General features: G+C 52.0%; 19 protein-coding genes and 1 tRNA gene. 12 read left to right on the top strand and 8 right to left on the bottom strand.

Features of this window, described 5'->3' with window-relative positions:
• Positions 1 to 228 precede the first annotated feature (228 nt).
• Positions 229 to 316: transfer RNA gene (locus tag FEK46_RS07930), tRNA-Ser, on the top strand.
• Between the two features lie 403 nt (positions 317 to 719).
• Here the strand turns inward: FEK46_RS07930 and clpA are convergent.
• The 3 genes from clpA to FEK46_RS23650 form a co-directional block, all read right to left on the bottom strand.
• Positions 720 to 2,996, bottom strand: a complete 2,277-nt coding sequence (clpA, locus tag FEK46_RS07935) for an ATP-dependent Clp protease ATP-binding subunit ClpA (RefSeq protein WP_130205255.1) — start codon at positions 2,994 to 2,996, stop codon at positions 720 to 722.
• 30 nt (positions 2,997 to 3,026) lie between these two features.
• A complete protein-coding gene (gene clpS, locus FEK46_RS07940; RefSeq protein ID WP_000520781.1) occupies positions 3,027 to 3,347 on the bottom strand; it encodes an ATP-dependent Clp protease adapter ClpS in 321 nt (106 codons plus the stop codon).
• 98 nt (positions 3,348 to 3,445) lie between these two features.
• Positions 3,446 to 3,520 carry a hypothetical protein gene (locus tag FEK46_RS23650; RefSeq protein ID WP_214251107.1) on the bottom strand — a complete coding sequence of 25 codons (75 nt, stop codon included), beginning with the start codon at positions 3,518 to 3,520 and terminating at the stop codon, positions 3,446 to 3,448.
• A 149-nt stretch (positions 3,521 to 3,669) separates the two neighbouring features.
• Between FEK46_RS23650 and cspD the strand changes: the two genes are divergently transcribed.
• Positions 3,670 to 3,894: a cold shock-like protein CspD gene (cspD, locus tag FEK46_RS07945; protein ID WP_064530179.1), complete on the top strand. Its 225-nt coding sequence runs from the start codon at positions 3,670 to 3,672 to the stop codon at positions 3,892 to 3,894.
• A gap of 72 nt (positions 3,895 to 3,966) precedes the next feature.
• Here cspD and macB read toward each other — a convergent pair whose 3' ends face one another.
• Together macB and macA are read right to left on the bottom strand one after the other, a co-directional pair.
• Entirely contained in the window at positions 3,967 to 5,913 is a 1,947-nt protein-coding gene (gene macB, locus FEK46_RS07950; protein ID WP_135559695.1) for a macrolide ABC transporter ATP-binding protein/permease MacB, read from the bottom strand.
• The gene (gene macA / locus FEK46_RS07955; RefSeq protein ID WP_130205251.1) at positions 5,910 to 7,025 is read right to left on the bottom strand and encodes a macrolide transporter subunit MacA; all 1,116 of its coding nucleotides are present in this window, start codon (positions 7,023 to 7,025) and stop codon (positions 5,910 to 5,912) included. The genes macB and macA overlap by 4 nt, the downstream gene beginning before the upstream one ends.
• Before the next feature lie 151 nt (positions 7,026 to 7,176).
• Here macA and FEK46_RS07960 point away from each other — a divergent pair, with 151 nt between their 5' ends.
• Positions 7,177 to 8,133 (top strand): VirK/YbjX family protein, encoded by a 957-nt coding sequence (locus tag FEK46_RS07960; protein WP_130205721.1) that lies wholly within the window; start codon positions 7,177 to 7,179, stop codon positions 8,131 to 8,133.
• Here the strand turns inward: FEK46_RS07960 and FEK46_RS07965 are convergent.
• Positions 8,130 to 9,788, bottom strand: coding sequence for an ATP-dependent endonuclease (locus tag FEK46_RS07965; protein ID WP_130205249.1), 1,659 nt, complete (start codon positions 9,786 to 9,788; stop codon positions 8,130 to 8,132). The genes FEK46_RS07960 and FEK46_RS07965 overlap by 4 nt on opposite strands.
• 425 nt (positions 9,789 to 10,213) lie before the next feature.
• Between FEK46_RS07965 and aqpZ the strand changes: the two genes are divergently transcribed.
• The 8 genes from aqpZ to FEK46_RS08010 all read left to right on the top strand — a co-directional run bounded on the left by aqpZ (position 10,214) and on the right by FEK46_RS08010 (position 20,485).
• On the top strand, positions 10,214 to 10,909 hold the full coding sequence (gene aqpZ / locus FEK46_RS07970; protein ID WP_130205247.1) for an aquaporin Z: 696 nt from the start codon (positions 10,214 to 10,216) through the stop codon (positions 10,907 to 10,909).
• Between the two features lie 457 nt (positions 10,910 to 11,366).
• The gene (gene lysO, locus FEK46_RS07980) at positions 11,367 to 12,266 is read left to right on the top strand and encodes an L-lysine exporter LysO (RefSeq protein ID WP_135559696.1); all 900 of its coding nucleotides are present in this window, start codon (positions 11,367 to 11,369) and stop codon (positions 12,264 to 12,266) included.
• Between the two features lie 143 nt (positions 12,267 to 12,409).
• Positions 12,410 to 14,062 (top strand): hydroxylamine reductase, encoded by a 1,653-nt coding sequence (hcp, locus tag FEK46_RS07985; protein ID WP_130205243.1) that lies wholly within the window; start codon positions 12,410 to 12,412, stop codon positions 14,060 to 14,062.
• Between the two features lie 11 nt (positions 14,063 to 14,073).
• The gene (gene hcr / locus FEK46_RS07990; RefSeq protein ID WP_130205241.1) at positions 14,074 to 15,042 is read left to right on the top strand and encodes an NADH oxidoreductase; all 969 of its coding nucleotides are present in this window, start codon (positions 14,074 to 14,076) and stop codon (positions 15,040 to 15,042) included.
• A gap of 132 nt (positions 15,043 to 15,174) precedes the next feature.
• Positions 15,175 to 16,893: a ubiquinone-dependent pyruvate dehydrogenase gene (poxB, locus tag FEK46_RS07995; protein WP_135559697.1), complete on the top strand. Its 1,719-nt coding sequence runs from the start codon at positions 15,175 to 15,177 to the stop codon at positions 16,891 to 16,893.
• Positions 16,894 to 16,929: 36 nt separating this feature from the next.
• Entirely contained in the window at positions 16,930 to 17,931 is a 1,002-nt protein-coding gene (gene ltaE / locus FEK46_RS08000) for a low-specificity L-threonine aldolase (protein ID WP_135559698.1), read from the top strand.
• Positions 17,932 to 17,941: 10 nt separating this feature from the next.
• On the top strand, positions 17,942 to 19,372 hold the full coding sequence (locus FEK46_RS08005; protein WP_135406290.1) for an SDR family oxidoreductase: 1,431 nt from the start codon (positions 17,942 to 17,944) through the stop codon (positions 19,370 to 19,372).
• 99 nt (positions 19,373 to 19,471) lie between these two features.
• The gene (locus FEK46_RS08010) at positions 19,472 to 20,485 is read left to right on the top strand and encodes an NAD(P)-dependent oxidoreductase (RefSeq protein WP_130260063.1); all 1,014 of its coding nucleotides are present in this window, start codon (positions 19,472 to 19,474) and stop codon (positions 20,483 to 20,485) included.
• Here the strand turns inward: FEK46_RS08010 and FEK46_RS08015 are convergent.
• Together FEK46_RS08015 and FEK46_RS08020 are read right to left on the bottom strand one after the other, a co-directional pair.
• Positions 20,482 to 21,312 (bottom strand): N-acetylmuramoyl-L-alanine amidase, encoded by an 831-nt coding sequence (locus tag FEK46_RS08015; protein WP_135409773.1) that lies wholly within the window; start codon positions 21,310 to 21,312, stop codon positions 20,482 to 20,484. The genes FEK46_RS08010 and FEK46_RS08015 overlap by 4 nt on opposite strands.
• Positions 21,309 to 21,632 (bottom strand): heavy metal-binding domain-containing protein, encoded by a 324-nt coding sequence (locus FEK46_RS08020; protein WP_001160732.1) that lies wholly within the window; start codon positions 21,630 to 21,632, stop codon positions 21,309 to 21,311. Before FEK46_RS08020 ends, FEK46_RS08015 begins: the two co-directional genes overlap by 4 nt.
• Before the next feature lie 125 nt (positions 21,633 to 21,757).
• Here FEK46_RS08020 and FEK46_RS08025 point away from each other — a divergent pair, with 125 nt between their 5' ends.
• Positions 21,758 to 22,273: a lipoprotein gene (locus FEK46_RS08025; protein WP_130205231.1), complete on the top strand. Its 516-nt coding sequence runs from the start codon at positions 21,758 to 21,760 to the stop codon at positions 22,271 to 22,273.
• Positions 22,274 to 22,325 lie beyond the last annotated feature (52 nt).

A 22,325-nucleotide genomic window follows, 5' to 3' on the forward strand; every position in this document is an offset into this window, starting at 1 on the left:
CCGCTTAAGTGAACGGCATTGGGTTTAACCGGCCTTTTTATTTTGTGATATGTATGAAGTACTTTGGAAGTATAAGTCCGTAACTTGTCTCGATGTAGATATACTGCACAACTTGTTTACAGTATGAGCAAACAATAATTATCATTAAAATTCTTCTTGACCGTTTTACTCCAACTCCCTATAGTAGCGCCCCGTTGCCCCCCATGAGGTCAGGCAACAAAACAATTTGGTGAGGTGTCCGAGTGGCTGAAGGAGCACGCCTGGAAAGTGTGTATACGGCAACGTATCGGGGGTTCGAATCCCCCCCTCACCGCCATATTTAAAGAAGAGTTCGTACGAAAGTGCGAGCTTTTTTTCGCATTTTATCTGTCTGTACGGCAGTGAACATGGTGGGCGGGTGGAGTATGTTACCTGTGAATTTCTAAGCTGCCTGTACGGCAGTGAACCATCAACATCCACTTCATTTGCCGAATACAGCTTTCTAAGCTGCCTGTACGGCAGTGAACTCAAATACTACACGTTTAGCCCGTTGTTAATAAAGCAAAACCATCTCATTTTCCTGCTGCAACCCTTTTTTATTCTTACCTTTCAGCAGCATTAATTATCAACAACTTACCATCATCATCAAAAAAAGGGTCCGAACTTCCCCCACCCCATAAACAAAAAGTCCGTAACCCCTGACGAGATTACGGACTTCACCAACCTACTTAACAGTCTGATTAATGCGCGGCTTCCGGTTTATGCTTTTGTGCACTCTGGAACCCGTAGGTCAGCTCATTTTTCTCTTTATCCAGCGCGACTGTCACCTGGCCACCATCCACCAGCGAGCCAAACAGCAGTTCGTTAGCGAGCGGTTTTTTCAGGTTATCCTGAATCACACGAGCCATCGGACGTGCGCCCATCGCCCGGTCGTAACCTTTCTCAGCCAGCCAGTTACGCGCTTCCTGGCTCACTTCCAGAGAAACACCTTTCTGATCCAACTGAACCTGCAACTCGACGATAAACTTATCAACCACCTGGTGGATCACGTCTGTAGAGAGATGATCGAACCAAATAATGTTGTCAAGACGGTTACGGAACTCCGGCGTAAAGATCTTCTTGATCTCTTCCATCGCATCGGTGCTGTTATCCTGCTGGATAAGACCAATGGATTTGCGCTCGGTTTCACGCACCCCGGCGTTGGTGGTCATCACCAGTACCACGTTACGGAAATCGGCCTTGCGCCCGTTGTTATCGGTCAGCGTGCCGTTGTCCATCACCTGCAACAGAATGTTGAATACGTCCGGATGCGCTTTCTCGATTTCGTCCAGCAGCAGCACCGCGTGCGGATGCTTGATGACCGCATCGGTCAACAGACCGCCCTGATCAAAACCAACGTATCCTGGAGGCGCACCAATCAGGCGGCTGACAGTATGACGTTCCATATATTCGGACATATCAAAGCGCAGAAGCTCAATACCCAGTGCTTTGGAAAGCTGTACCGTCACCTCGGTTTTCCCGACCCCGGTTGGACCAGCAAACAGGAATGAACCAACAGGTTTATGTTCGTGACCTAAACCCGCACGCGCCATCTTGATGGCCTCGGTAAGCGCTTCAATGGCTTTATCCTGACCGAAGACCAGCATTTTCAGGCGATCGCCAAGATTTTTCAGCGTATCGCGGTCACTCTGAGAAACGCTCTTCTCAGGGATACGTGCAATACGGGCTACCACGGACTCGATATCCGCCACATTCACCGTTTTCTTGCGCTTGCTTACCGGCATCAAACGTGCGCGAGCGCCCGCTTCGTCGATAACGTCAATCGCTTTGTCCGGCAGATGACGATCGTTAATGTATTTCACCGCCAGCTCCACCGCCGCACGCACCGCTTTCGCGGTATAACGCACATCGTGGTGCGCTTCGTACTTCGGTTTCAGGCCATTGATGATTTGCACAGTTTCTTCGATCGACGGTTCAGTAATATCGATTTTCTGGAAGCGACGCGCCAGAGCACGGTCTTTCTCGAAAATGTTGCTGAACTCCTGATAGGTCGTCGATCCAATCACGCGAATTTTACCGCTGGAGAGCAACGGTTTGATCAGGTTGGCTGCATCTACCTGCCCGCCAGACGCTGCGCCCGCTCCAATGATGGTATGGATCTCATCGATAAACAGGATGCTGTTAGTATCCTGTTCCAGCTGCTTGAGCAACGCTTTAAAACGTTTTTCAAAATCGCCGCGATATTTGGTGCCTGCTAACAGGGAGCCGATATCGAGAGAGTAAATCGTACAGTCAGCCATGATTTCCGGCACATCGCCCTGAACAATTCGCCAGGCAAGACCTTCAGCAATCGCAGTTTTACCGACGCCAGACTCCCCAACCAGCAGCGGGTTGTTTTTACGGCGGCGGCAGAGAACCTGAATGGCGCGCTCCAGTTCCTTCTCACGACCAATCAGCGGGTCAATTCCGCCCACGCGTGCAAGCTGGTTCAGATTAGTCGTGAAATTCTCCATACGGTCCTCCCCACCAGCTTGTTCTTCACTGCTCGGCTGGTTTCCTGGTTCAGAAGACTGAGATGGCTCGTCTTTACGCGTGCCATGAGAAATAAAGTTCACCACATCAAGACGGCTGACTTCATGTTTGCGCAACAGATACGCCGCCTGCGACTCCTGTTCACTAAAGATAGCGACCAGAACATTCGCACCGGTAACCTCACTGCGACCGGAGGACTGAACATGGAAGACCGCACGCTGCAATACACGCTGAAAACTCAAGGTCGGCTGCGTGTCGCGCTCCTCTTCACTGGCGGGCAGAACAGGTGTGGTTTGTTCAATAAAGGCTTCCAGTTCCTGACGGAGCGCAACCAGGTCCACGGAACACGCTTCCAGCGCCTCCCGGGCCGATGGGTTACTGAGCAATGCCAGTAACAAGTGCTCGACGGTCATAAACTCATGACGGTGCTCGCGCGCTCTGGCGAAAGCCATATTTAAACTGAGTTCCAGTTCTTGATTGAGCATAGGCACCTCCCCCAATTTTTATACCTGCATTCAGGCTTTTTCCAGCGTACACAGCAATGGATGCTCGTTCTCCCTTGCGTACTTGTTCACCATCGCCACTTTGGTTTCTGCAACCTCAGCGGTAAAGACTCCGCAAATGGCCTTCCCCTGGTAGTGAACAGCAAGCATCAATTGCGTTGCACGTTCTACATCATAAGAAAAGAATTTTTGTAACACGTCAATAACAAACTCCATTGGAGTGTAATCATCATTGACTAATATCACTTTATACATAGATGGCGGTTTTAGCGCGTCGCGAACTTTTTCTTCCGCCAGTTGATCAAAGTCCAGCCAGTCGTTCGTTTTACCCATTGTCAGTTATCATCTTCGGTTACGGTTACCGGCAGAACGCTCTGCCGCTGACAAGAGCGTATTTGCCTGACCAATCTACTCCACATGATAGATAATTATCATCTATCGTTGGTATAAGCGACATCAGTGACATTACTGTCAATAGCGTTAACTGCTTCAAATTTTTGATGCATACCTACCCCCTGGCCCCTGTCAAACGCTTGACGACTCGCCCCATTTCTCTAAATTGTATTTCAAGAGTTGGCGAGGTTTTGAACTGCCCCCTCTCTGACCCCGGTTTATTCCATCTTACTTATATAAGATTTGCGAAGGATGTCGAAGCATGGAAAAGGGTACTGTTAAGTGGTTCAACAACGCCAAAGGGTTCGGTTTCATCTGCCCTGAAGGCGGTGGCGAAGATATTTTCGCTCATTATTCCACCATCCAGATGGATGGTTACAGAACGCTAAAAGCTGGACAACCCGTTCAGTTTGATGTCCACCAAGGGCCAAAAGGCAATCACGCCAGTGTTATTGTGCCCGTCGAAGTAGAAGTAGCAGTCGCATAGCTCTTCTGTCTCATTGTGTACATCCTAAAGGCAAAATGCCAGCCCGATCGGCTGGCATTTTTATCTCAAAAATCACTCTCGCGCCAAAGCATCCACTGGATCCAGCCGTGCCGCATTTCGTGCAGGTAGCCAGCCAAATAAAATGCCCGTAACGGTTGAGCATAAAAACGCCAGCAGCAACGCCAGTGGAGAAAAACCTATCTCCCAGCCGGGTAAAAAAAGCTGTAGGGTGAAGGCAATTAACAGCGACAGCATTATCCCCATCGCGCCGCCCACCAGGCAAACCAGCACGGCTTCAATCAGAAATTGTTGCAGAACATCGCTGGCACGCGCGCCAACAGCCATGCGAATACCAATTTCCCGCGTCCGCTCCGTTACTGACACCAGCATAATATTCATAACGCCAATGCCGCCTACCACCAGCGAAATCACCGCCACCAGAGTCAGAAACAGTTGTAAAGTACGTGTGGTTTTTTCGACTGTTTTCAAGACGCCGTCCATGTTCCAGGTAAAGAAGTCTTTTTTGCCATGGCGCAGCGACAACAAACGGGTGAGTTGTTGTTCCGCTTCGGTGCTGTCATAGCCTTCTTTTACTCTTACAGTGATGGAGTTCAGCCACGACTGGCCCATAACCCGCCCGGACATTGTGCTGTAAGGTAACCAGACGCGCAGCACTTTACTGCTACCAAACATCGACTGTTTTTCTTCCGCCACGCCGATGACTCTCGCAGGCATATTACCAACCAGAATGACCTCACCAATCACATCGGCCTTATGCGGGAAAAGCTGGCGACGGGTGTTACTGTCGAGAACCACCACCTGTGCGCGGCCGTTCAGTTGCTCCTGGTTAAAGGTATTCCCTTCGCTGAAGGTCATGCCGTAGACATTGAAATAATCGCCGCTCACACCGTTGGCGCTGGCGGCAACATCAACATTGTTATAACGCAGGCGCAGGTTTTGCGAGACAGCGGGCGTGGCAGAGGCGACCCACGGTTGTTTTTGGATGGCGATTAAGTCGTCGTACTTTAGCGCCTGCTGATATTGCGGATCGTCATCGCCAAAATCTTTCCCGGGATAGACATCAATAGTATTCGTACCAATAGAACGAATATCCGCCAGCACCATTTGTTTGGCGGCGTCGCCCACCACGACGATAGAAACCACCGACGCAATACCAATAATAATCCCCAGCATGGTCAGTAAGGTGCGCATTTTATTCGCTGCCAGCGCCCGCCACGCCATCGTCAGCGCCTCATTAAAACCACTGACGAATTGCCGCCAGCCAGACGCCGTTTTGACTATCGATTCCGTCCCCGTGGCGGCATTCACCTTTTCAATGGCGGGAGGATTACGCACAATTTCGCCGTCACGAATTTCGATTACCCGCTCCGCCTGAGCCGCAACCTGTGGATCGTGGGTAACGATAATCACCGTGTGCCCGCGATCGCGCAACTGATGCAATATCGCCATCACCTCTTCGCCAGAATGGCTGTCCAGTGCGCCGGTAGGTTCATCGGCGAGGATCACCTGCCCACCGTTCATTAACGCACGAGCAATACTGACACGCTGCTGCTGGCCACCGGAAAGCTGGGCCGGATAATACTCTGCACGGTCTTCCAGCCCCAGTCGTTGCAGCAACTCCTGAGCGCGCAGCAATCGCTGTTTCCGCTCAAGACCAGCATAGACGGCGGGTACTTCAACGTTCTGCTCGGCGGTTAAGTGCGAAAGCAAATGGTAACGCTGGAAAATAAAGCCGAAATGCTCGCGACGAAGCTGCGCCAGCGCATCGGCGTCCAGCGTGGCAACATCCTGGCCGGCAACGCGATAGGTTCCACTGGTCGCTTTATCCAGGCAGCCGAGAATATTCATCAGGGTCGATTTACCGGAGCCCGAAGCACCGACAATTGCCACCATCTCACCTGCATAAATATCCAGGCTGATGCCCTTTAGCACCTCAACCTGCTCGTCTCCAGCAGGATAGCTACGGCGAATATCCTTTAGTTCGAGCAAGGGCGTCATTGTTCAGCTCCTGGTTTGGCCTCACCAATCACCACTTCATCGCCCGCTTCCAGCCCTTTGACAATCTCAACATCGGTGTCATTGCGCGCGCCAATCGTCACTTCGCGCTCGCGTATTTCGCCATTACGCAGCAGTTTGATTTTATAACGGTTATCACCAACCGAATCCCCCAGTGCCGACAACGGAATGGTGAGTACGTTTTTCACATCAGTGAGTTGAATGTGGACTTGCGCAGTCATATCCAGGCGCAGTAAACCATTGGGGTTTGGCACTTCAAAACGGGCGTAGTAGAAAATGGCGTCGTTGACCTTTTCTGGCGTCGGCAGCACATCTTTAATCTGCCCCTCGTAGCGCGTCAGCGGATCGCCAAGCACGGTGAACCAGGCTTTTTGACCGGGTTTCAGGTGAATGACATCTGCTTCCGACACCTGCGCTTTCACCAGCATGGTACTCATATCTGCCAGCGTCAGAATGTTTGGCGCTTGTTGTGCGGCAATTACCGTCTGCCCTTGCAGAGTGGTGATTTGCGTAACTTCACCTGCCATCGGGGCAACGATGCGGGTGTAATCGAGATTCGTTTTCGCCGTGTCGAGTGACGCCTGATTCCGTTTGATTTGCGCGTCGATAGTGCCTATTTGCGCCTGTTTAACTGCCATCTCCGTCGCTGCGGTGTCGAGATCCTGTTGCGAAACCGCCTGCGTTTGCGCCAGTCGTTGCTGGCGTGAGTATGTCACCCGTGCCAGTTTCAGTTCTGCTTCTGCCTGTTGCCTTTGCGCACGCAGCTCCATCAGTGTCGCTTCCACTTCCTTGATCTGGTTTTCAGCCTGTTCAGGATCAATAACCCCTAAAAGCTGGTCTTTTTTTACTTTATCGCCAATCGCCACCGACAGCGTTTTCAACTGACCGCTGACCTGCGCGCCCACGTCAACCTTACGCAGCGCGTCCAGCTTTCCGGTCGCCAGCACGCTTTGCTGCAAATCACCGGGGCGGACAATCAATGTCTGATAAGTCGGCACGGGCGCGTTGAGTGTTCTCCACAACGCAATCAGCGCAGCGATGACTATCACCAGCGCAATAGCGTAACGCTTCTTAAGGTTTTTTCGCTTTTTCATAAATACTCTGAATGCTCCATATGCGCGCACGGGGCTGCCAACTTCAACGAAACATCAACAAAAATCTAAAATTTACGTTAGTAATTATACGATTGATGTTTGGTTAAGATGCCCGATGGTGAAATCGGTGTTACGTATAATCATTGATTTTATGAATATGTCTCAGATCACTGAACGAGCATTTACACCATCTGAATCTCTTAGCAGCATGTCTCTTTTCCTTAATCTGGCAGGGGGTCAGTGGCGGCCGGGTAAATTCTGGCATCGCCGTCGGTTTCGCCAGAAATTTTTGCTGCGCTCTTTGATTATGCCGCGTTTAAGCGTTGAGTGGATGAACGAACTCTCCCACTGGCCTAATCTCAGAACGCTGTTAACGCGTCAGCCGCGCCTGCCGGTTCGCCTGCATCGCCCTTACCTTGCCGTGAATATGACCCGTAAGCAATTGCTGGAGGCGTTACGTTACCATTATGCGTTGCTGCGCGCGTGCATGTCGGCGGAAGAGTTCAGCTTATATTTGAACACCCCGGGACTGCAACTTGCGAAGCTGGAAGGAAAAAACGGCGAGCAGTTCACGCTTGAACTGACCATGATGATCTCAATGGATAAGGAAGGTGACAGCACAATTCTGTTCCGCAACAGCGAAGGTATTCCTCTGGCGGAGATCACATTTACACTGTGTGAGTATCAGGGGAAAAGGACGTTATTTATAGGCGGGCTGCAAGGTGCGAAATGGGAAATTCCACACCAACAGATCCAGAATGCGACGAAAGCCTGCCACGGGCTATTTCCCAAACGACTCGTGATGGAAGCGGTCTGCCTCTTCGCCCAACGCTTACAGGTCGAACAAATTATTGCTGTCAGCAATGAAACACATATTTACCGCAGCCTGCGTTATCGCGATAAGGAAGGAAAAATCCATGCTGACTATAACGCGTTCTGGGAATCGGTTGGTGGCGAATGCGACGCTGAACGCCATTACCGCCTTCCAGGTCAGATAGCACGAAAAGAGATTGCGGATATCGCCAGTAAAAAACGGGCTGAATACCGTCGACGCTACGAGATGCTTGACGCTATTCAGCCGCAGATGGCAAGGATGTTTTGCGGTTAATCAGCCCGACCGCGCGCCAGCCACAGCACGCGTGAGAACATTTTTTTCAGCAGCGTCGGTACGGAGTCCACACCACGACGTCCGGCCTCCATTGCCACTTCAATGGCAAGGTCGGGCTTGGAAGAGCGATGGATCGCTTTTGAAATAATTTTGCGCAAATTCATCGGCACGTTTTCCGGGATCTGCGCCACGCGATGGAACACGTCGGAAAACCCCTGGCGATACATAAAATGTTCCATATCCAGCGCCGGTAACGTTGTCAAATGTTCACGTTCAGCTTCGCGATCGTTATTCAGCAGGCTGCGCACCGTTGCGGCATATTTCTTCCCGGCTTCATCGCCATCGACCAGCACATGCCACTCAATCCCCATCCGCCGGGCAAATTTCACCAGTGGTTTTAGCCCAGACTGAGCAAACTCAATGACCTTAATCCCTTCGGCATCGAAATGGTGTCCACACTGGCGCGCCAGTTCGTTGATAACCCAGGTTTCTGTTTCCCCTTCCACCAGCAACCAGCAGCGAGCAAACAGCGATGACGGACGATTAAAACGAATGTGAAAAGAGATGCGGCGGCTGTCTTCGGTGCTCAAGCCACTTGGCCCCAGACGCCAGGCGGCAACACGAGAAGATTCACGCACCAGGCGGCAAACATGTTCAACTGGAGTTAACGAAAGCAGCTCGCCAGAGTTGGTGGTAGCAATACGTTGTAAAGGCAAAAGATTCAACAGATGCCAGGCAACGGAAAGCATAATCGGATGCAGGCGGGTTTCTGGATCTTCAATTAGCAATAACGGACGCGCGTCTTTATCCAGTCGCAATGACCCTTTTGCCTGCAATAAAGTGGCAAACAGACCGAGTAAAATGACCCGATACGAACGCCCCCCTGGTCTGTCAATCATCCGGTTGATGATATCAAGGTAACGCCAGCTCCGTTGCTCATTGCTGGCTCGCCGACGCATTAAGCGATATCTCGCCTGCCCGGCCCCTTGCTCCGAGAAATAATGCTCAAGCAGTTGCACCATTGCCGAAAGCCCCTGGCGAATCTGCCCATCGGAAAGATTTTGCGGGTGTGAGGATAACTCGCGGGCGAGAAAATCCAACTGGCGCGCGGTGACTTCCACATTGGGTACATTTGGTACAGTTCCATTGCGAATGCGGCGCATAAAACGGGCGTCGCGCAAACGCAGAACCGGCATTAAACGCACCACATGACGCGCCTGATCGTTAATATCTTCGACATCAATCGGATGACCGTCTTTATCAAGAAAGCTGCGTAACGTCATCACGCTACCGTCTTCCGCACTTTCCCCTTCCAGGCGATAAAAAATGCGGTGATAACCATCGGTGCATGGCGTCCAGCACGCTTCCAGCGGACGATAACGGCGCACCCGATGCCGTCCTGGCTGCAACTCACGAAAGGTCAGAATGATATGCAAATGATGTTCTCGCCCGTTGATATCCCCCGGCGGAAACCAGAAATCATCGCGCTCAAAATGGTAGAGATCTGACTCTGGCGATAACAGCAGGGTTAAGGCGTCCAGTAAACTGGATTTACCCCACGCGTTCTCCCCAATCAGGACGTTGTTTTGTTCCAGCATCAATGACAATCGATTAATGCCGCGAAAGCCCACAATTTCAACGCGCTCAAGAATCATATCCCCTCCAGAAATATGTAACTTATCCTTTACCCCAGCAGTATAACGAGAAAGGCTGTAGCAATACGTGATGACATCACAATTAAGCATGGCAAATGTCTGAAAAATGAGCGAATAATTGTGTCAGATACCTTCTCGCTGATTTCTCCCGAAAAAACAATGAAATCAAATAATTAACCTTGTGGATTATTTTTATTACCTCCAAAGGTTTAATTTCGTGGTTTGCACTACACTGTCAATCAGGCAAATGACTATATGAGGGAACTGACTATTGCCCTAAATCAAAATTACTGGATTTATTTATCTGGCGAATAGCTCGTCTTCGTTTTTAAAATACCCACGCATTATTTCTGTCGTCACTTTTTTACGACGACCCGATAAAACGACCATATTTTTCACAGGGTCAATTTTTAATTGAGGTGGATATGTTCAGAAAATTAGCAGCAGAATGTTTTGGCACTTTCTGGCTTGTATTTGGTGGCTGCGGTAGCGCAGTGCTTGCAGCAGCATTCCCGGAATTAGGTATTGGCTTTGCCGGTGTTGCACTGGCGTTTGGTCTGACCGTGCTGACCATGGCCTTCGCTGTCGGTCATATTTCTGGTGGTCATTTTAACCCGGCGGTCACTATTGGTTTATGGGCTGGTGGCCGTTTCCCGGCAAAAGAAGTCGTTGGTTACGTGGTAGCCCAGGTTATCGGCGGTATTGTTGCGGCGGCACTGCTGTATTTAATCGCCAGCGGTAAAGCTGGGTTTGACGCAGCGGCCAGCGGCTTTGCTTCTAACGGTTATGGTGAGCATTCACCGGGCGGCTATTCCATGCTTTCTGCACTGGTGGTTGAACTGGTATTGAGTGCCGGTTTCTTGCTGGTGATCCACGGTGCAACCGACAAATACGCGCCGGCAGGCTTTGCGCCGATCGCGATTGGTCTGGCGTTAACCTTGATTCACTTAATCAGTATTCCGGTGACTAACACTTCCGTTAACCCGGCGCGCAGCACCGCAGTTGCCATCTTCCAGGGCGGCTGGGCGTTAGAACAGCTGTGGTTCTTCTGGGTAGTGCCAATTGTCGGCGGTATTATTGGTGGTCTGATTTACCGGACCCTGCTGGAAAAACGCGATTAATTAGCATTGGCATTTTATCTGCCCTGATTGTTTTATCATCGACGTTACAAACCGCACGGGTGTTGGTGGCGTCAAAATCGCTGAAGCGTTCCCCGAAGGCCGGGGCAGCCCACATGGATGTGGGCTGAGGGCGCGTCTTACAGGGACGTTACCTCGCGCCCGACCCGGTAGCCGAAGGGGATAAGCTGAAGGTACCGCGCAGCGGCGATTTTGTTCGCCAGAGCCCGGGGGTGCAGGGGGCGGCGGCGATTGGCCGCCCCCTGCGTGCTCCCTGCGCCAGTGGCTTTATATGGCATTGCACATGAAAGGAGCGCAACAATGCTAAACACTCATAGAGAATTAAAAATCCCCCTCTGATGCATAACATTTCCTTTTAATTGCAACTTTACTCGTCCTTCCGCTTTCAGTAGTGTGTCATCGCGCATTTCGACTTCTTCTTTGCAAGGACTGGGTTTTCATGTTTTCTGGGCTGTTAATCATTCTGGTTCCCCTGATTGTGGGTTACCTCATTCCGCTTCGCCAAAAAGCTGCGTTAAAACGCATTAATCAGCTATTAAGCTGGATGGTTTATCTCATTCTCTTTTTTATGGGTATCAGTCTGGCGTTTCTCGATAATCTCGCCAGTAACCTGTTGGCGATTCTGCATTATTCCGCTGTCAGTATTACCATTATTTTACTGTGCAATATTGTCGCCTTGCTGTGGCTGGAACGCGGTTTGCCGTGGCGCAATAGCCACCAGCAAGAGAAATTGCCGTCGCGTATTGCGATGGCACTGGAATCGCTGAAACTGTGTGGCGTCGTGGTGATTGGTTTTGCTATTGGCCTTAGCGGATTAGGTTTTTTACAGCACGCTACCGAAGCCAGCGAATACACGTTAATTCTGTTACTTTTCCTCGTCGGTATTCAGCTGCGTAACAATGGCATGACCTTAAAGCAGATTGTCCTTAATCGCCGGGGAATGATTGTCGCCGTGGTGGTGGTTGCCAGTTCTTTAATTGGCGGTTTAATTAACGCCTTTATTCTTGATCTCCCCATCAATACCGCGCTGGCAATGGCCTCCGGTTTCGGCTGGTATTCTCTTTCCGGTATTTTGTTGACCGAATCTTTTGGTCCGGTAATCGGGAGCGCGGCGTTCTTCAATGATTTAGTGCGTGAGTTGATCGCCATTATGTTGATCCCTGGCCTGATTCGCCGTAGCCGCTCTACTGCACTGGGCTTATGCGGTGCCACATCAATGGATTTCACCCTGCCCGTTCTTCAGCGTACAGGTGGGCTGGATATGGTCCCGGCAGCGATTGTTCACGGTTTTATTCTCAGCCTGTTAGTGCCGATCCTCATCGCCTTTTTCTCCGCATAATACCTCTCTGGCGGTAGATCCCTGCCGCCAAAATTGCGCTAAATCAATCTCCCTTAAAGTTGCATGAAAAATCCCTTTTATCCCCGCGTTAAGCGACTTAACCTTAAACATGTATATTAAATATAACTTTAAAAGGTGTGATCATGTTTTGTGTGCAATGTGAACAAACTATCCGTACTCCGGCAGGAAACGGCTGCTCATACGCGCAGGGGATGTGTGGTAAAACGGCGGAAACCTCTGACCTTCAGGATTTACTCATCGCGGCGCTGCAGGGGCTTTCTGCCTGGGCTTTAAAAGCGCGTGAATACGGCATTATCAACCACGATGTAGACAGCTTCGCGCCGCGCGCATTTTTCTCAACCCTGACCAACGTTAACTTCGATTCTCCGCGTATTGTCGGCTACGCTCGTGAAGCGATTGCCCTGCGCGAGGCGCTGAAAGCACAATGCCTGGCTGTAGATGCCAACGCCTGCGTCGATAACCCGATGGCTGACCTGCAACTGGTGAGCGATGATCTCGGCGAACTGCAACGTCAGGCAGCTGAATTTACGCCAAATAAAGATAAAGCCGCGATTGGCGAAAACATTCTCGGCCTGCGTCTGCTGTGTCTGTATGGCCTGAAAGGTGCGGCGGCCTATATGGAACACGCCCACGTTCTCGGTCAATACGACAACGATATTTATGCCCAGTACCATAAAATCATGGCGTGGCTGGGGACCTGGCCTGCCGATATGAACGCGCTTCTTGAGTGTTCAATGGAAATCGGCCAGATGAACTTCAAAGTGATGAGCATTCTGGATGCAGGCGAAACCGGTAAATACGGTCACCCGACGCCAACCCAGGTCAACGTCAAAGCGACGGCGGGCAAATGTATCCTGATTTCCGGTCACGATCTCAAAGATCTCTACAACCTGCTGGAACAGACCGAAGGTACGGGCGTTAATGTCTACACCCACGGCGAAATGCTGCCTGCGCACGGCTACCCAGAGCTGCGTAAATTCAAGCATCTGGTCGGTAACTACGGCAGCGGCTGGCAGAATCAGCAAGTGGAGTTCGCTCGCTTCCCTGGCCCTATCGTGATGACTTCGAACTGCATCATCGATCCAACCGTAGGGGCTTATGACGATCGTATCTGGACCCGCAGCATCGTTGGCTGGCCGGGCGTGCGTCATCTGGATGGCGAAGATTTCTCTGCGGTCATTGCCCAGGCGCAACAAATGGCGGGCTTCCCGTACAGCGAAATTCCGCACCTGATCACCGTGGGCTTTGGTCGTCAAACGCTGCTTGGCGCTGCGGATACGCTGATTGATCTGGTAAGCCGTGAAAAACTGCGTCATATCTTCCTGCTTGGTGGCTGTGACGGCGCACGCGGCGAACGTCACTACTTCACCGATTTCGCCACCAGCGTGCCGGATGACTGCCTGATCCTGACCCTCGCCTGCGGTAAATATCGCTTTAACAAACTCGAGTTTGGCGATATCGAAGGTCTGCCGCGTCTGGTGGATGCTGGTCAGTGTAACGATGCTTACTCAGCGATTATTCTGGCTGTCACTCTGGCAGAAAAACTGGGCTGTGGGGTGAACGATCTGCCGCTGTCGCTGGTGCTCTCCTGGTTTGAACAGAAAGCGATTGTCATTCTGCTGACACTGCTTTCTCTGGGCGTGAAAAATATCGTCACCGGCCCGACTGCACCTGGTTTCCTGACACCAGATCTGCTGGCGGTGCTGAACGAGAAATTCGGCCTGCGTTCTATCACCACTGTTGAAGAAGACATGAAGCAACTGTTGAGCGCGTAAGGAGTTTGTCGATGACGATGCCAACGAATCAATGCCCGTGGCGGATGCAGGTTCATCACATTACGCAAGAAACGCCGGATGTGTGGACGATTTCCCTGATTTGCCACGATTACTACCCATATCGCGCCGGGCAATATGCGCTGGTCAGCGTGCGTAACTCAGCAGAAACGCTGCGTGCTTACACCATTTCCTCCACGCCAGGCGTGAGTGAATACATCACACTGACCGTGCGGCGGATTGATGACGGTGTTGGCTCCCAGTGGCTGACCCGCGATGTAAAACGCGGTGACTATCTCTGGCTTTCGGACGCGATGGGGGAATTTACCTGCGACGATAAAGCAGAAGATAAATTCCTGTTACTGGCGGCAGGCTGCGGCGTCACACCGATTATGTCGATGCGTCGCTGGCTGGCGAAGAACCGTCCGCAGGCCGATGTGCAGGTGATCTACAACGTGCGTACGCCGCAGGATGTAATTTTCGCCGATGAGTGGCGTCATTATCCGGTAACACTGGTGGCGGAAAATAACGTTACCGAGGGGTTCGTTGCCGGACGCCTGACTCGTGAACTGCTGGCAAGCGTTCCTGATTTAGCCTCACGTACCGTGATGACTTGTGGTCCGGCACCGTATATGGATTGGGTGGAACAGGAAGTGAAGGCGCTCGGCGTGACGCGTTTCTTTAAAGAGAAATTCTTTACGCCAGTGGCGGAAGCGGCGACCAGCGGTCTGAAATTCACCAAACTGCAACCGGCGCAAGAATTTTACGCTCCGGTTGGCACTACGCTGCTGGAAGCACTGGAAAGCAATAAAGTTCCGGTTGTCGCCGCCTGTCGTGCGGGTGTTTGCGGCTGCTGTAAGACGAAAGTGGTTTCCGGTGAATATACGGTGAGCAGCACAATGACGCTGACCGACGCCGAAATCGCTGAAGGTTACGTACTGGCCTGCTCCTGCCATCCGCAGGGAGATATGGTGCTCGCGTAATCGCCTTATGCCCGATGATATTCCTGTCATCGGGCTGTTTAACCGTTAGTGCCTCCTTTTTCTCCCATCCCTTCCCCCTCCGTCAGATGAACTAAACTTGTTACCGTTATCACATTCAGGAGACGGAAAACCATGAAACAAACGGTTGCAGCTTATATCGCCAAAACACTCGAATCAGCAGGCGTAAAACGCATCTGGGGAGTCACGGGTGACTCACTGAACGGTCTTAGTGACAGTCTTAATCGCATGGGCACCATCGAGTGGATGCCTACCCGCCATGAAGAAGTGGCTGCCTTTGCCGCTGGCGCTGAAGCACAACTTTCAGGAGAACTGGCGGTCTGTGCCGGATCGTGCGGCCCCGGCAACCTGCACTTAATCAACGGCCTGTTCGATTGCCACCGTAATCACGTTCCGGTACTGGCGATTGCCGCCCATATCCCTTCCAGCGAAATTGGCAGCGGCTATTTCCAGGAAACCCACCCGCAAGAGTTATTCCGCGAATGTAGTCACTATTGCGAGCTGGTTTCCAGCCCGGAGCAGATCCCACAAGTGCTGGCGATTGCCATGCGCAAAGCGGTGCTTAACCGTGGCGTTTCCGTTGTCGTGTTACCGGGCGACGTGGCGCTAAAACCTGCACCAGAAGGGGCGACCACGCACTGGTATCATGCGCCACAGCCAGTCATAACACCGGAAGAAGAAGAGTTACGCAAACTGGCGCAACTGCTGCGTTATTCCAGCAATATCGCCCTGATGTGTGGCAGCGGCTGCGCGGGGGCGCATAAAGAGTTAGTTGAGTTTGCCGGGAAAATTAAAGCGCCTATTATTCATGCTCTGCGCGGTAAAGAACATGTCGAATACGATAATCCGTATGATGTCGGAATGACGGGATTAATCGGCTTCTCGTCAGGTTTTCACACTATGATGAATGCCGACACCTTAGTGCTGCTCGGCACACAATTTCCCTACCGCGCCTTCTACCCGACCGATGCCAAAATTATTCAGATTGATATCAACCCAGCCAGCATCGGCGCGCATAGCAAGGTAGATATGGCGCTGGTCGGCGATATCAAATCAACCCTGCGCGCATTGCTGCCACTGGTGGAAGAAAAAACCGATCGCAAGTTTCTGGATAAAGCGCTGGAAGATTACCGCGATGCCCGTAAAGGGCTGGACGATTTAGCTAAACCGAGCGAGAAAGCCATTCACCCGCAATATCTGGCGCAGCAAATTAGTCATTTTGCCGCCGATGACGCCATCTTTACCTGTGACGTTGGCACACCTACGGTATGGGCGGCACGTTATCTGAAAATGAACGGCAAGCGTCGCTTGTTAGGTTCGTTTAACCACGGTTCGATGGCTAACGCCATGCCGCAGGCGCTGGGTGCGCAGGCAAGCGAGCCAGAACGCCAGGTGGTCGCCATGTGCGGCGATGGCGGTTTTAGCATGTTGATGGGCGATTTCCTCTCGGTAGTGCAGATGAAGCTGCCAGTGAAAATTATCGTCTTTAACAACAGCGTACTGGGCTTTGTGGCGATGGAGATGAAAGCTGGTGGTTATTTGACTGACGGCACCGAACTACACGACACCAACTTTGCCCGCATTGCCGAAACGTGCGGCATTACGGGTATTCGCGTGGAAAAAGCCTCTGAAGTCGATGAAGCCCTGCAACGCGCTTTCTCCATCGACGGTCCGGTGCTGGTGGATGTGGTGGTTGCCAAAGAAGAATTAGCCATTCCACCGCAGATCAAACTCGAACAGGCAAAAGGTTTTAGTCTGTATATGCTGCGCGCAATCATCAGTGGACGCGGCGATGAAGTAATCGAACTGGCGAAAACAAACTGGCTAAGGTAAAAAGGGTGGCATTTCCCGTCATAATAAGGACATGCCATGATTGATTTACGCAGTGATACCGTTACCCGACCGAGCCGCGCCATGCTCGACGCGATGATGGCCGCCCCGGTTGGGGACGACGTTTACGGAGACGACCCTACCGTTAATGCTCTGCAGGACTATGCGGCAGAGCTTTCCGGTAAAGAAGCCGCCATTTTTCTGCCTACCGGCACTCAGGCCAACTTGGTCGCTCTGCTCAGTCACTGCGAACGCGGCGAAGAGTATATTGTCGGTCAGGCGGCGCATAACTATCTGTTTGAAGCCGGTGGCGCAGCAGTGCTGGGCAGTATTCAACCGCAACCCATCGATGCTGACGCCAACGGCACGTTACCGCTGGATAAAGTGGCGATGAAAATCAAACCCGACGATATTCACTTCGCCCGCACCAAATTGCTCAGTCTCGAAAACACCCACAACGGCAAAGTGCTGCCGCGTGAATACCTGAAAGAAGCATGGGAATTTACCCGTGAGCGCAATCTGGCGCTGCATGTTGACGGTGCGCGCATCTTTAACGCCATCGTGGCTTATGACTGCGAACTAAAAGAGATCACGCAATATTGTGATTCGTTCACCATTTGTCTGTCGAAAGGTCTTGGTACGCCAGTCGGTTCGTTACTGGTCGGTAACCGTGACTACATTAAACGTGCCATCCGCTGGCGGAAAATGACCGGCGGCGGGATGCGCCAGTCCGGGATTCTGGCAGCCGCCGGGATGTATGCGCTGAAAAATAACGTCGCACGCTTGCAGGAAGACCACGATAACGCCGCCTGGATGGCGGAGCAGCTGCGTGAAGCAGGCGCGGATGTGATGCGTCAGGACACCAATATGCTGTTTGTTCGCGTCGGGGAAGAAAATGCTGCCGCGTTAGGCGAATACATGAAAGCGAGAAACGTGCTGATTAACGCCTCGCCGATTGTCCGCCTGGTGACGCATCTCGACGTCTCGCGTGAACAACTGGCAGAAGTCGCCGCCCATTGGCGCGCATTCCTGGCGCGTTAAGGAGAGAGACGTGCCGCAACGCATTTTAGTTCTCGGTGCCAGTGGCTACATTGGTCAGCATCTGGTGCGTACACTCAGCCAGCAAGGGTATCAGATCCTGGCGGCGGCACGTCATGTCGACAGGCTTGCAAAGCTGCAACTGGCAAACGTCAGTTGTCATAAAGTCGATCTCAGCTGGCCGGATAACCTTCCGGCCCTGTTGCAGGATATCGATACCGTCTATTTTCTGGTGCACAGCATGGGCGAAGGCGGCGATTTTATCGCTCAGGAGCGTCAGGTGGCTCTCAACGTCCGTGATGCGCTGCGCGAAGTGCCAGTTAAGCAATTAATCTTTCTCAGCTCGTTGCAGGCTCCGCCACATGAGCAGTCGGATCATCTGCGCGCCCGTCAGGCCACGGCGGATATTTTGCGAGAAGCCGGTGTGCCGATTACTGAATTGCGCGCCGGAATTATCGTTGGTGCAGGTTCAGCGGCGTTTGAAGTGATGCGCGATATGGTCTACAACCTGCCGGTATTAACGCCGCCACGCTGGGTACGTTCACGCACCACGCCCATCGCGCTGGAAAACCTGCTGCACTATCTGGTGGCACTGTTAGATCATCCGGCCTGCGAACATCGGGTCTTCGAAGCCGCCGGGCCAGAGGTGCTCAGTTATCAACAACAATTTGAACATTTTATGACCGTGAGCGGTAAGCGCCGCTGGTTGATCCCCATCCCCTTTCCGACCCGCTGGATTTCGGTGTGGTTTCTCAATGTGATTACTTCCGTACCGCCCACCACCGCCAAAGCGTTGATTCAGGGGCTGAAACACGATCTGCTGGCAGATGACACCGCATTACGTGCACTCATTCCACAACCGCTGATCGCTTTCGATGATGCGGTACGTCGCACATTGAAAGAGGAAGAAAAACTGGTCAACTCCAGCGACTGGGGATATGACGCGCAGGCTTTTGCTCGCTGGCGACCAGAATACGGTTACTTCGCCAAACAAGCCGGTTTTACGGTTAAAACGTCCGCCAGCCTTCACGCGCTATGGCGGGTAGTCAATCAAATCGGCGGTAAAGAACGTTATTTCTTTGGCAATATTTTGTGGCAGACCCGGGCGCTAATGGACCGCGCGATCGGTCATAAACTGGCGAAAGGTCGCCCTGAGCGGGAATATTTGCAGACGGGAGATGCGGTAGATAGCTGGAAAGTGATTGTCGTTGAAGCGGAAAAACAACTTACGTTGTTATTTGGTATGAAAGCACCGGGACTGGGGCGGCTTTGTTTTACGCTGGAGGATAAAGGCAACTACCGCACCATAGACGTTCGCGCTTTCTGGCATCCGCACGGCATGCCAGGCCTGTTTTACTGGCTTTTCATGATCCCTGCGCATCTGTTTATTTTTCGCGGTATGGCAAAACGAATCGCCAGACTTGCAGAACAAATCACAGATTAATCGAAAAAAACCTGCGTGATTCTTTCATGTTTCCCATTGCATCAAGGGGGAAATCACGAAAGAATGCGCACGTCGACTTATCAACAACAGTGGAATGATATGAAGGTACTGGTTACCGGCGCTACCAGCGGCTTAGGTCGAAACGCGGTTGAATTTTTATGCCAGAAAGGCATCAGCGTGAGAGCGACCGGTCGCAACGAAGCGATGGGCAAATTACTGGAAAAAATGGGTGCCGAGTTTGTCCGGGCGGATCTGACCGAACTTGTCTCATCGCAGGCTAAAGTGATGCTCGCAGGCATTGATACGCTGTGGCACTGCTCCAGCTTTACCTCGCCGTGGGGAACGCAGCAGGCTTTCGACCTGGCCAACGTTCGCGCTACGCGTCGCCTGGGCGAATGGGCTGTTGCCTGGGGAGTGCGTAACTTTATTCATATTTCTTCGCCTTCACTGTACTTCGACTATCATCACCACCGGGATATCAAAGAAGATTTTCGCCCTCACCGCTTCGCTAACGAGTTTGCCCGCAGCAAAGCTGCCAGCGAAGAAGTGATTAATATGCTTTCGCAGGCGAATCCACAAACACGCTTTACTATTCTGCGTCCACAAAGTCTGTTCGGACCGCACGATAAAGTGTTCATCCCCCGCCTGGCGCATATGATGCACCACTACGGCAGCATTCTGTTACCGCACGGCGGCAGTGCGCTGGTCGATATGACCTACTACGAAAATGCCGTGCATGCCATGTGGCTGGCGAGCCAGGAAAACTGCGACAAACTGCCTTCCGGCAGGGCATACAACATTACCAATGGTGAGCATCGTACACTGCGCAGCATCGTGCAGAAGCTCATCGACGAACTGAATATTGATTGTCGTATTCGTTCAATTCCCTACCCGATGCTGGATATGATCGCCCGCAGCATGGAGCGTTTAGGCCGCAAGTCAGCGAAAGAGCCGCCGCTAACCCACTACGGCGTCTCCAAGTTGAATTTTGACTTTACGCTGGATATTACGCGTGCACAGGAAGAGTTAGGTTATCAGCCTGTTATCACGCTGGATGAAGGGATCGAGAAAACTGCCGCCTGGTTACGCGACCACGGAAAACTGCCGCGCTAATCCTGACCGTATTTCTCCAGCAACGCTTGTGCAATTGCCAGAGTTTCTGCATCCGCTTCGCCGTTATATAACGTCGGGCGGAAGTGCATCTGGAACGCCATAATCACTCGTTGCTGTTCGCCAGGAGTCATTTCTGGTTTCACGTCATAGCCGTAACGGGCCAACAGTTCCAGCAATGAGGCGGTATCTACCGGTGTGTGCGGCGCGCGCCCGGCAAGATAAAAGTTCACCCGCTGCGCATCAGGCCAGGCACCAATCCCCTCTTGTGCCAGTTGCTGCCAGGGAAATAATGGCCCGGGATCATCTTTGCGCTGCGGCGCAATATCTGCATGAGCCACTACGTTTTCCGGTTTGATGTGATAGCGGGCGATAATATCCTTCGCCAGTGGAATGAGCGCCTGAATTTGTGTCGGTTCAAATGGCGCAAAATATTTCACCCCCGCTGATGTTTTCCAGCCGCGATTTTCCAGCTCAATACCTATAGAGGTGTCGTTAAGGCGCGTTGCCCCGCGCCAGGCGCTAATCCCCGCATGCCAGGCCAGTTCCTGTTCCGGTACCAGTTGCCAGATTCGCGGCTTGCCGTTGTAAAGTGGTGGCTCGGCAGGAACCAGGTAATGCGAACTTACGTGCTTATCGGTCAGTGTCGCCAGTGACGTATCAAAGTCCTCTGCGGTGTAGTGGATCACCAGCACTTTAATGCGCGGATACGCCGCCTGCGCCTGGTGTCGGGTATCAAGCTGGTATCCCTCTTTCTCGACAATGCCTTTTTCGCCTGCACACCCAGCCAGGAACAAAGCTGCGGCAACCAGCCAGAAGACTCTGCTCATCGACGCGTTTTCACCGCCGTTCCGCTGACGCTAACCATCAGCATACTGCCGTTTTGCCCGACCGTTTCGTAGTCGATATCAATGCCGACCACGGCGTCAGCCCCCAGCGCTCGCGCCTGCTCACCAAGTTCCTCAAAGGCTATCTCCCGCGCTTTACGCAGTTCTTTTTCATACGCACCGGAACGTCCGCCAACGATATCGCGGATCCCCGCAAAGAAATCGCGAAAAATGTTAGCGCCTAAAATCGCTTCGCCGGTCACCACACCGCAATATTCAACGATGGTCTGGCCTTCAAGTGTTGGGGTTGTGGAAAATTGCATGATCGATCTCCTTGTTTGCTAAGCCTTCGATCTTCAAAGCATTATCGGACTGATACGCTATTATTGAAAGGATATCATTATTATCGTAGAACGCTTTCAAGGTGTTCGCTTATAAGGAAATCATTATGCGCTACAGCAAATTGACTATGCTTATCCCTTGCGCACTGTTACTCAGTGCTTGTACCACCGTCACGCCTGCCTATAAAGATAATGGCCCCCGTACGGGATCTTGCGTTCAGGGCGGACCTGACAGCGTGGCCCAGCAGTTTTATGACTACCGCATTTCGCACCGCAGTAACGACATTACCGCTCTGCGTCCATATTTAAGTGACAAACTGGCAACTTTGCTGAGTAATGCCAGCCGCGATAACAGCCATCGTGAATTATTAAGCAGCGATCCGTTCTCCAGTCGCACCACTTTGCCTGACAGCGCACAAGTTGCCAGCGCCTCGACCATCCCAAATCGCGATGCGCGCAATATTCCGCTGCGGGTGAATCTGAAACAAGGCGACCAGAGCTGGCAGGATGAAGTGCTGATGATTCAGGAAGGACAGTGTTGGGTGATCGACGATGTGCGCTATTTAGGTGGCAGCGTACACGCACCTGCCGGCACTCTGCGCCAGTCCGTTGAGAACCGCTAAAACCTTGATTAAACGATAACCCCCATAAATTGTCTGGCATTCTGTGAAGAAT

The organism is Escherichia sp. E4736 (assembly GCF_005781225.1).
Classification (GTDB): Bacteria; Pseudomonadota; Gammaproteobacteria; order Enterobacterales; family Enterobacteriaceae; genus Escherichia.

Excerpts from the sequence above, each read along its gene's own strand:
- FEK46_RS08015 (WP_135409773.1), bottom strand. The coding sequence starts at position 21,312 with ATGAGCAGAGTCTTCTGGCTGGTTGCCGCAGCTTTGTTCCTGGCTGGG.
- lysO (WP_135559696.1), top strand. The coding sequence starts at position 11,367 with ATGTTTTCTGGGCTGTTAATCATTCTGGTTCCCCTGATTGTGGGTTAC.
- FEK46_RS08010 (WP_130260063.1), top strand. The coding sequence starts at position 19,472 with ATGAAGGTACTGGTTACCGGCGCTACCAGCGGCTTAGGTCGAAACGCG.
- ltaE (WP_135559698.1), top strand. The coding sequence starts at position 16,930 with ATGATTGATTTACGCAGTGATACCGTTACCCGACCGAGCCGCGCCATG.
- macB (WP_135559695.1), bottom strand. The coding sequence starts at position 5,913 with ATGACGCCCTTGCTCGAACTAAAGGATATTCGCCGTAGCTATCCTGCT.
- FEK46_RS08025 (WP_130205231.1), top strand. The coding sequence starts at position 21,758 with ATGCGCTACAGCAAATTGACTATGCTTATCCCTTGCGCACTGTTACTC.
- FEK46_RS07960 (WP_130205721.1), top strand. The coding sequence starts at position 7,177 with ATGAATATGTCTCAGATCACTGAACGAGCATTTACACCATCTGAATCT.
- aqpZ (WP_130205247.1), top strand. The coding sequence starts at position 10,214 with ATGTTCAGAAAATTAGCAGCAGAATGTTTTGGCACTTTCTGGCTTGTA.
- FEK46_RS07965 (WP_130205249.1), bottom strand. The coding sequence starts at position 9,788 with ATGATTCTTGAGCGCGTTGAAATTGTGGGCTTTCGCGGCATTAATCGA.
- FEK46_RS08020 (WP_001160732.1), bottom strand. The coding sequence starts at position 21,632 with ATGCAATTTTCCACAACCCCAACACTTGAAGGCCAGACCATCGTTGAA.
- cspD (WP_064530179.1), top strand. The coding sequence starts at position 3,670 with ATGGAAAAGGGTACTGTTAAGTGGTTCAACAACGCCAAAGGGTTCGGT.
- hcp (WP_130205243.1), top strand. The coding sequence starts at position 12,410 with ATGTTTTGTGTGCAATGTGAACAAACTATCCGTACTCCGGCAGGAAAC.
- hcr (WP_130205241.1), top strand. The coding sequence starts at position 14,074 with ATGACGATGCCAACGAATCAATGCCCGTGGCGGATGCAGGTTCATCAC.
- macA (WP_130205251.1), bottom strand. The coding sequence starts at position 7,025 with ATGAAAAAGCGAAAAAACCTTAAGAAGCGTTACGCTATTGCGCTGGTG.
- poxB (WP_135559697.1), top strand. The coding sequence starts at position 15,175 with ATGAAACAAACGGTTGCAGCTTATATCGCCAAAACACTCGAATCAGCA.
- clpS (WP_000520781.1), bottom strand. The coding sequence starts at position 3,347 with ATGGGTAAAACGAACGACTGGCTGGACTTTGATCAACTGGCGGAAGAA.
- clpA (WP_130205255.1), bottom strand. The coding sequence starts at position 2,996 with ATGCTCAATCAAGAACTGGAACTCAGTTTAAATATGGCTTTCGCCAGA.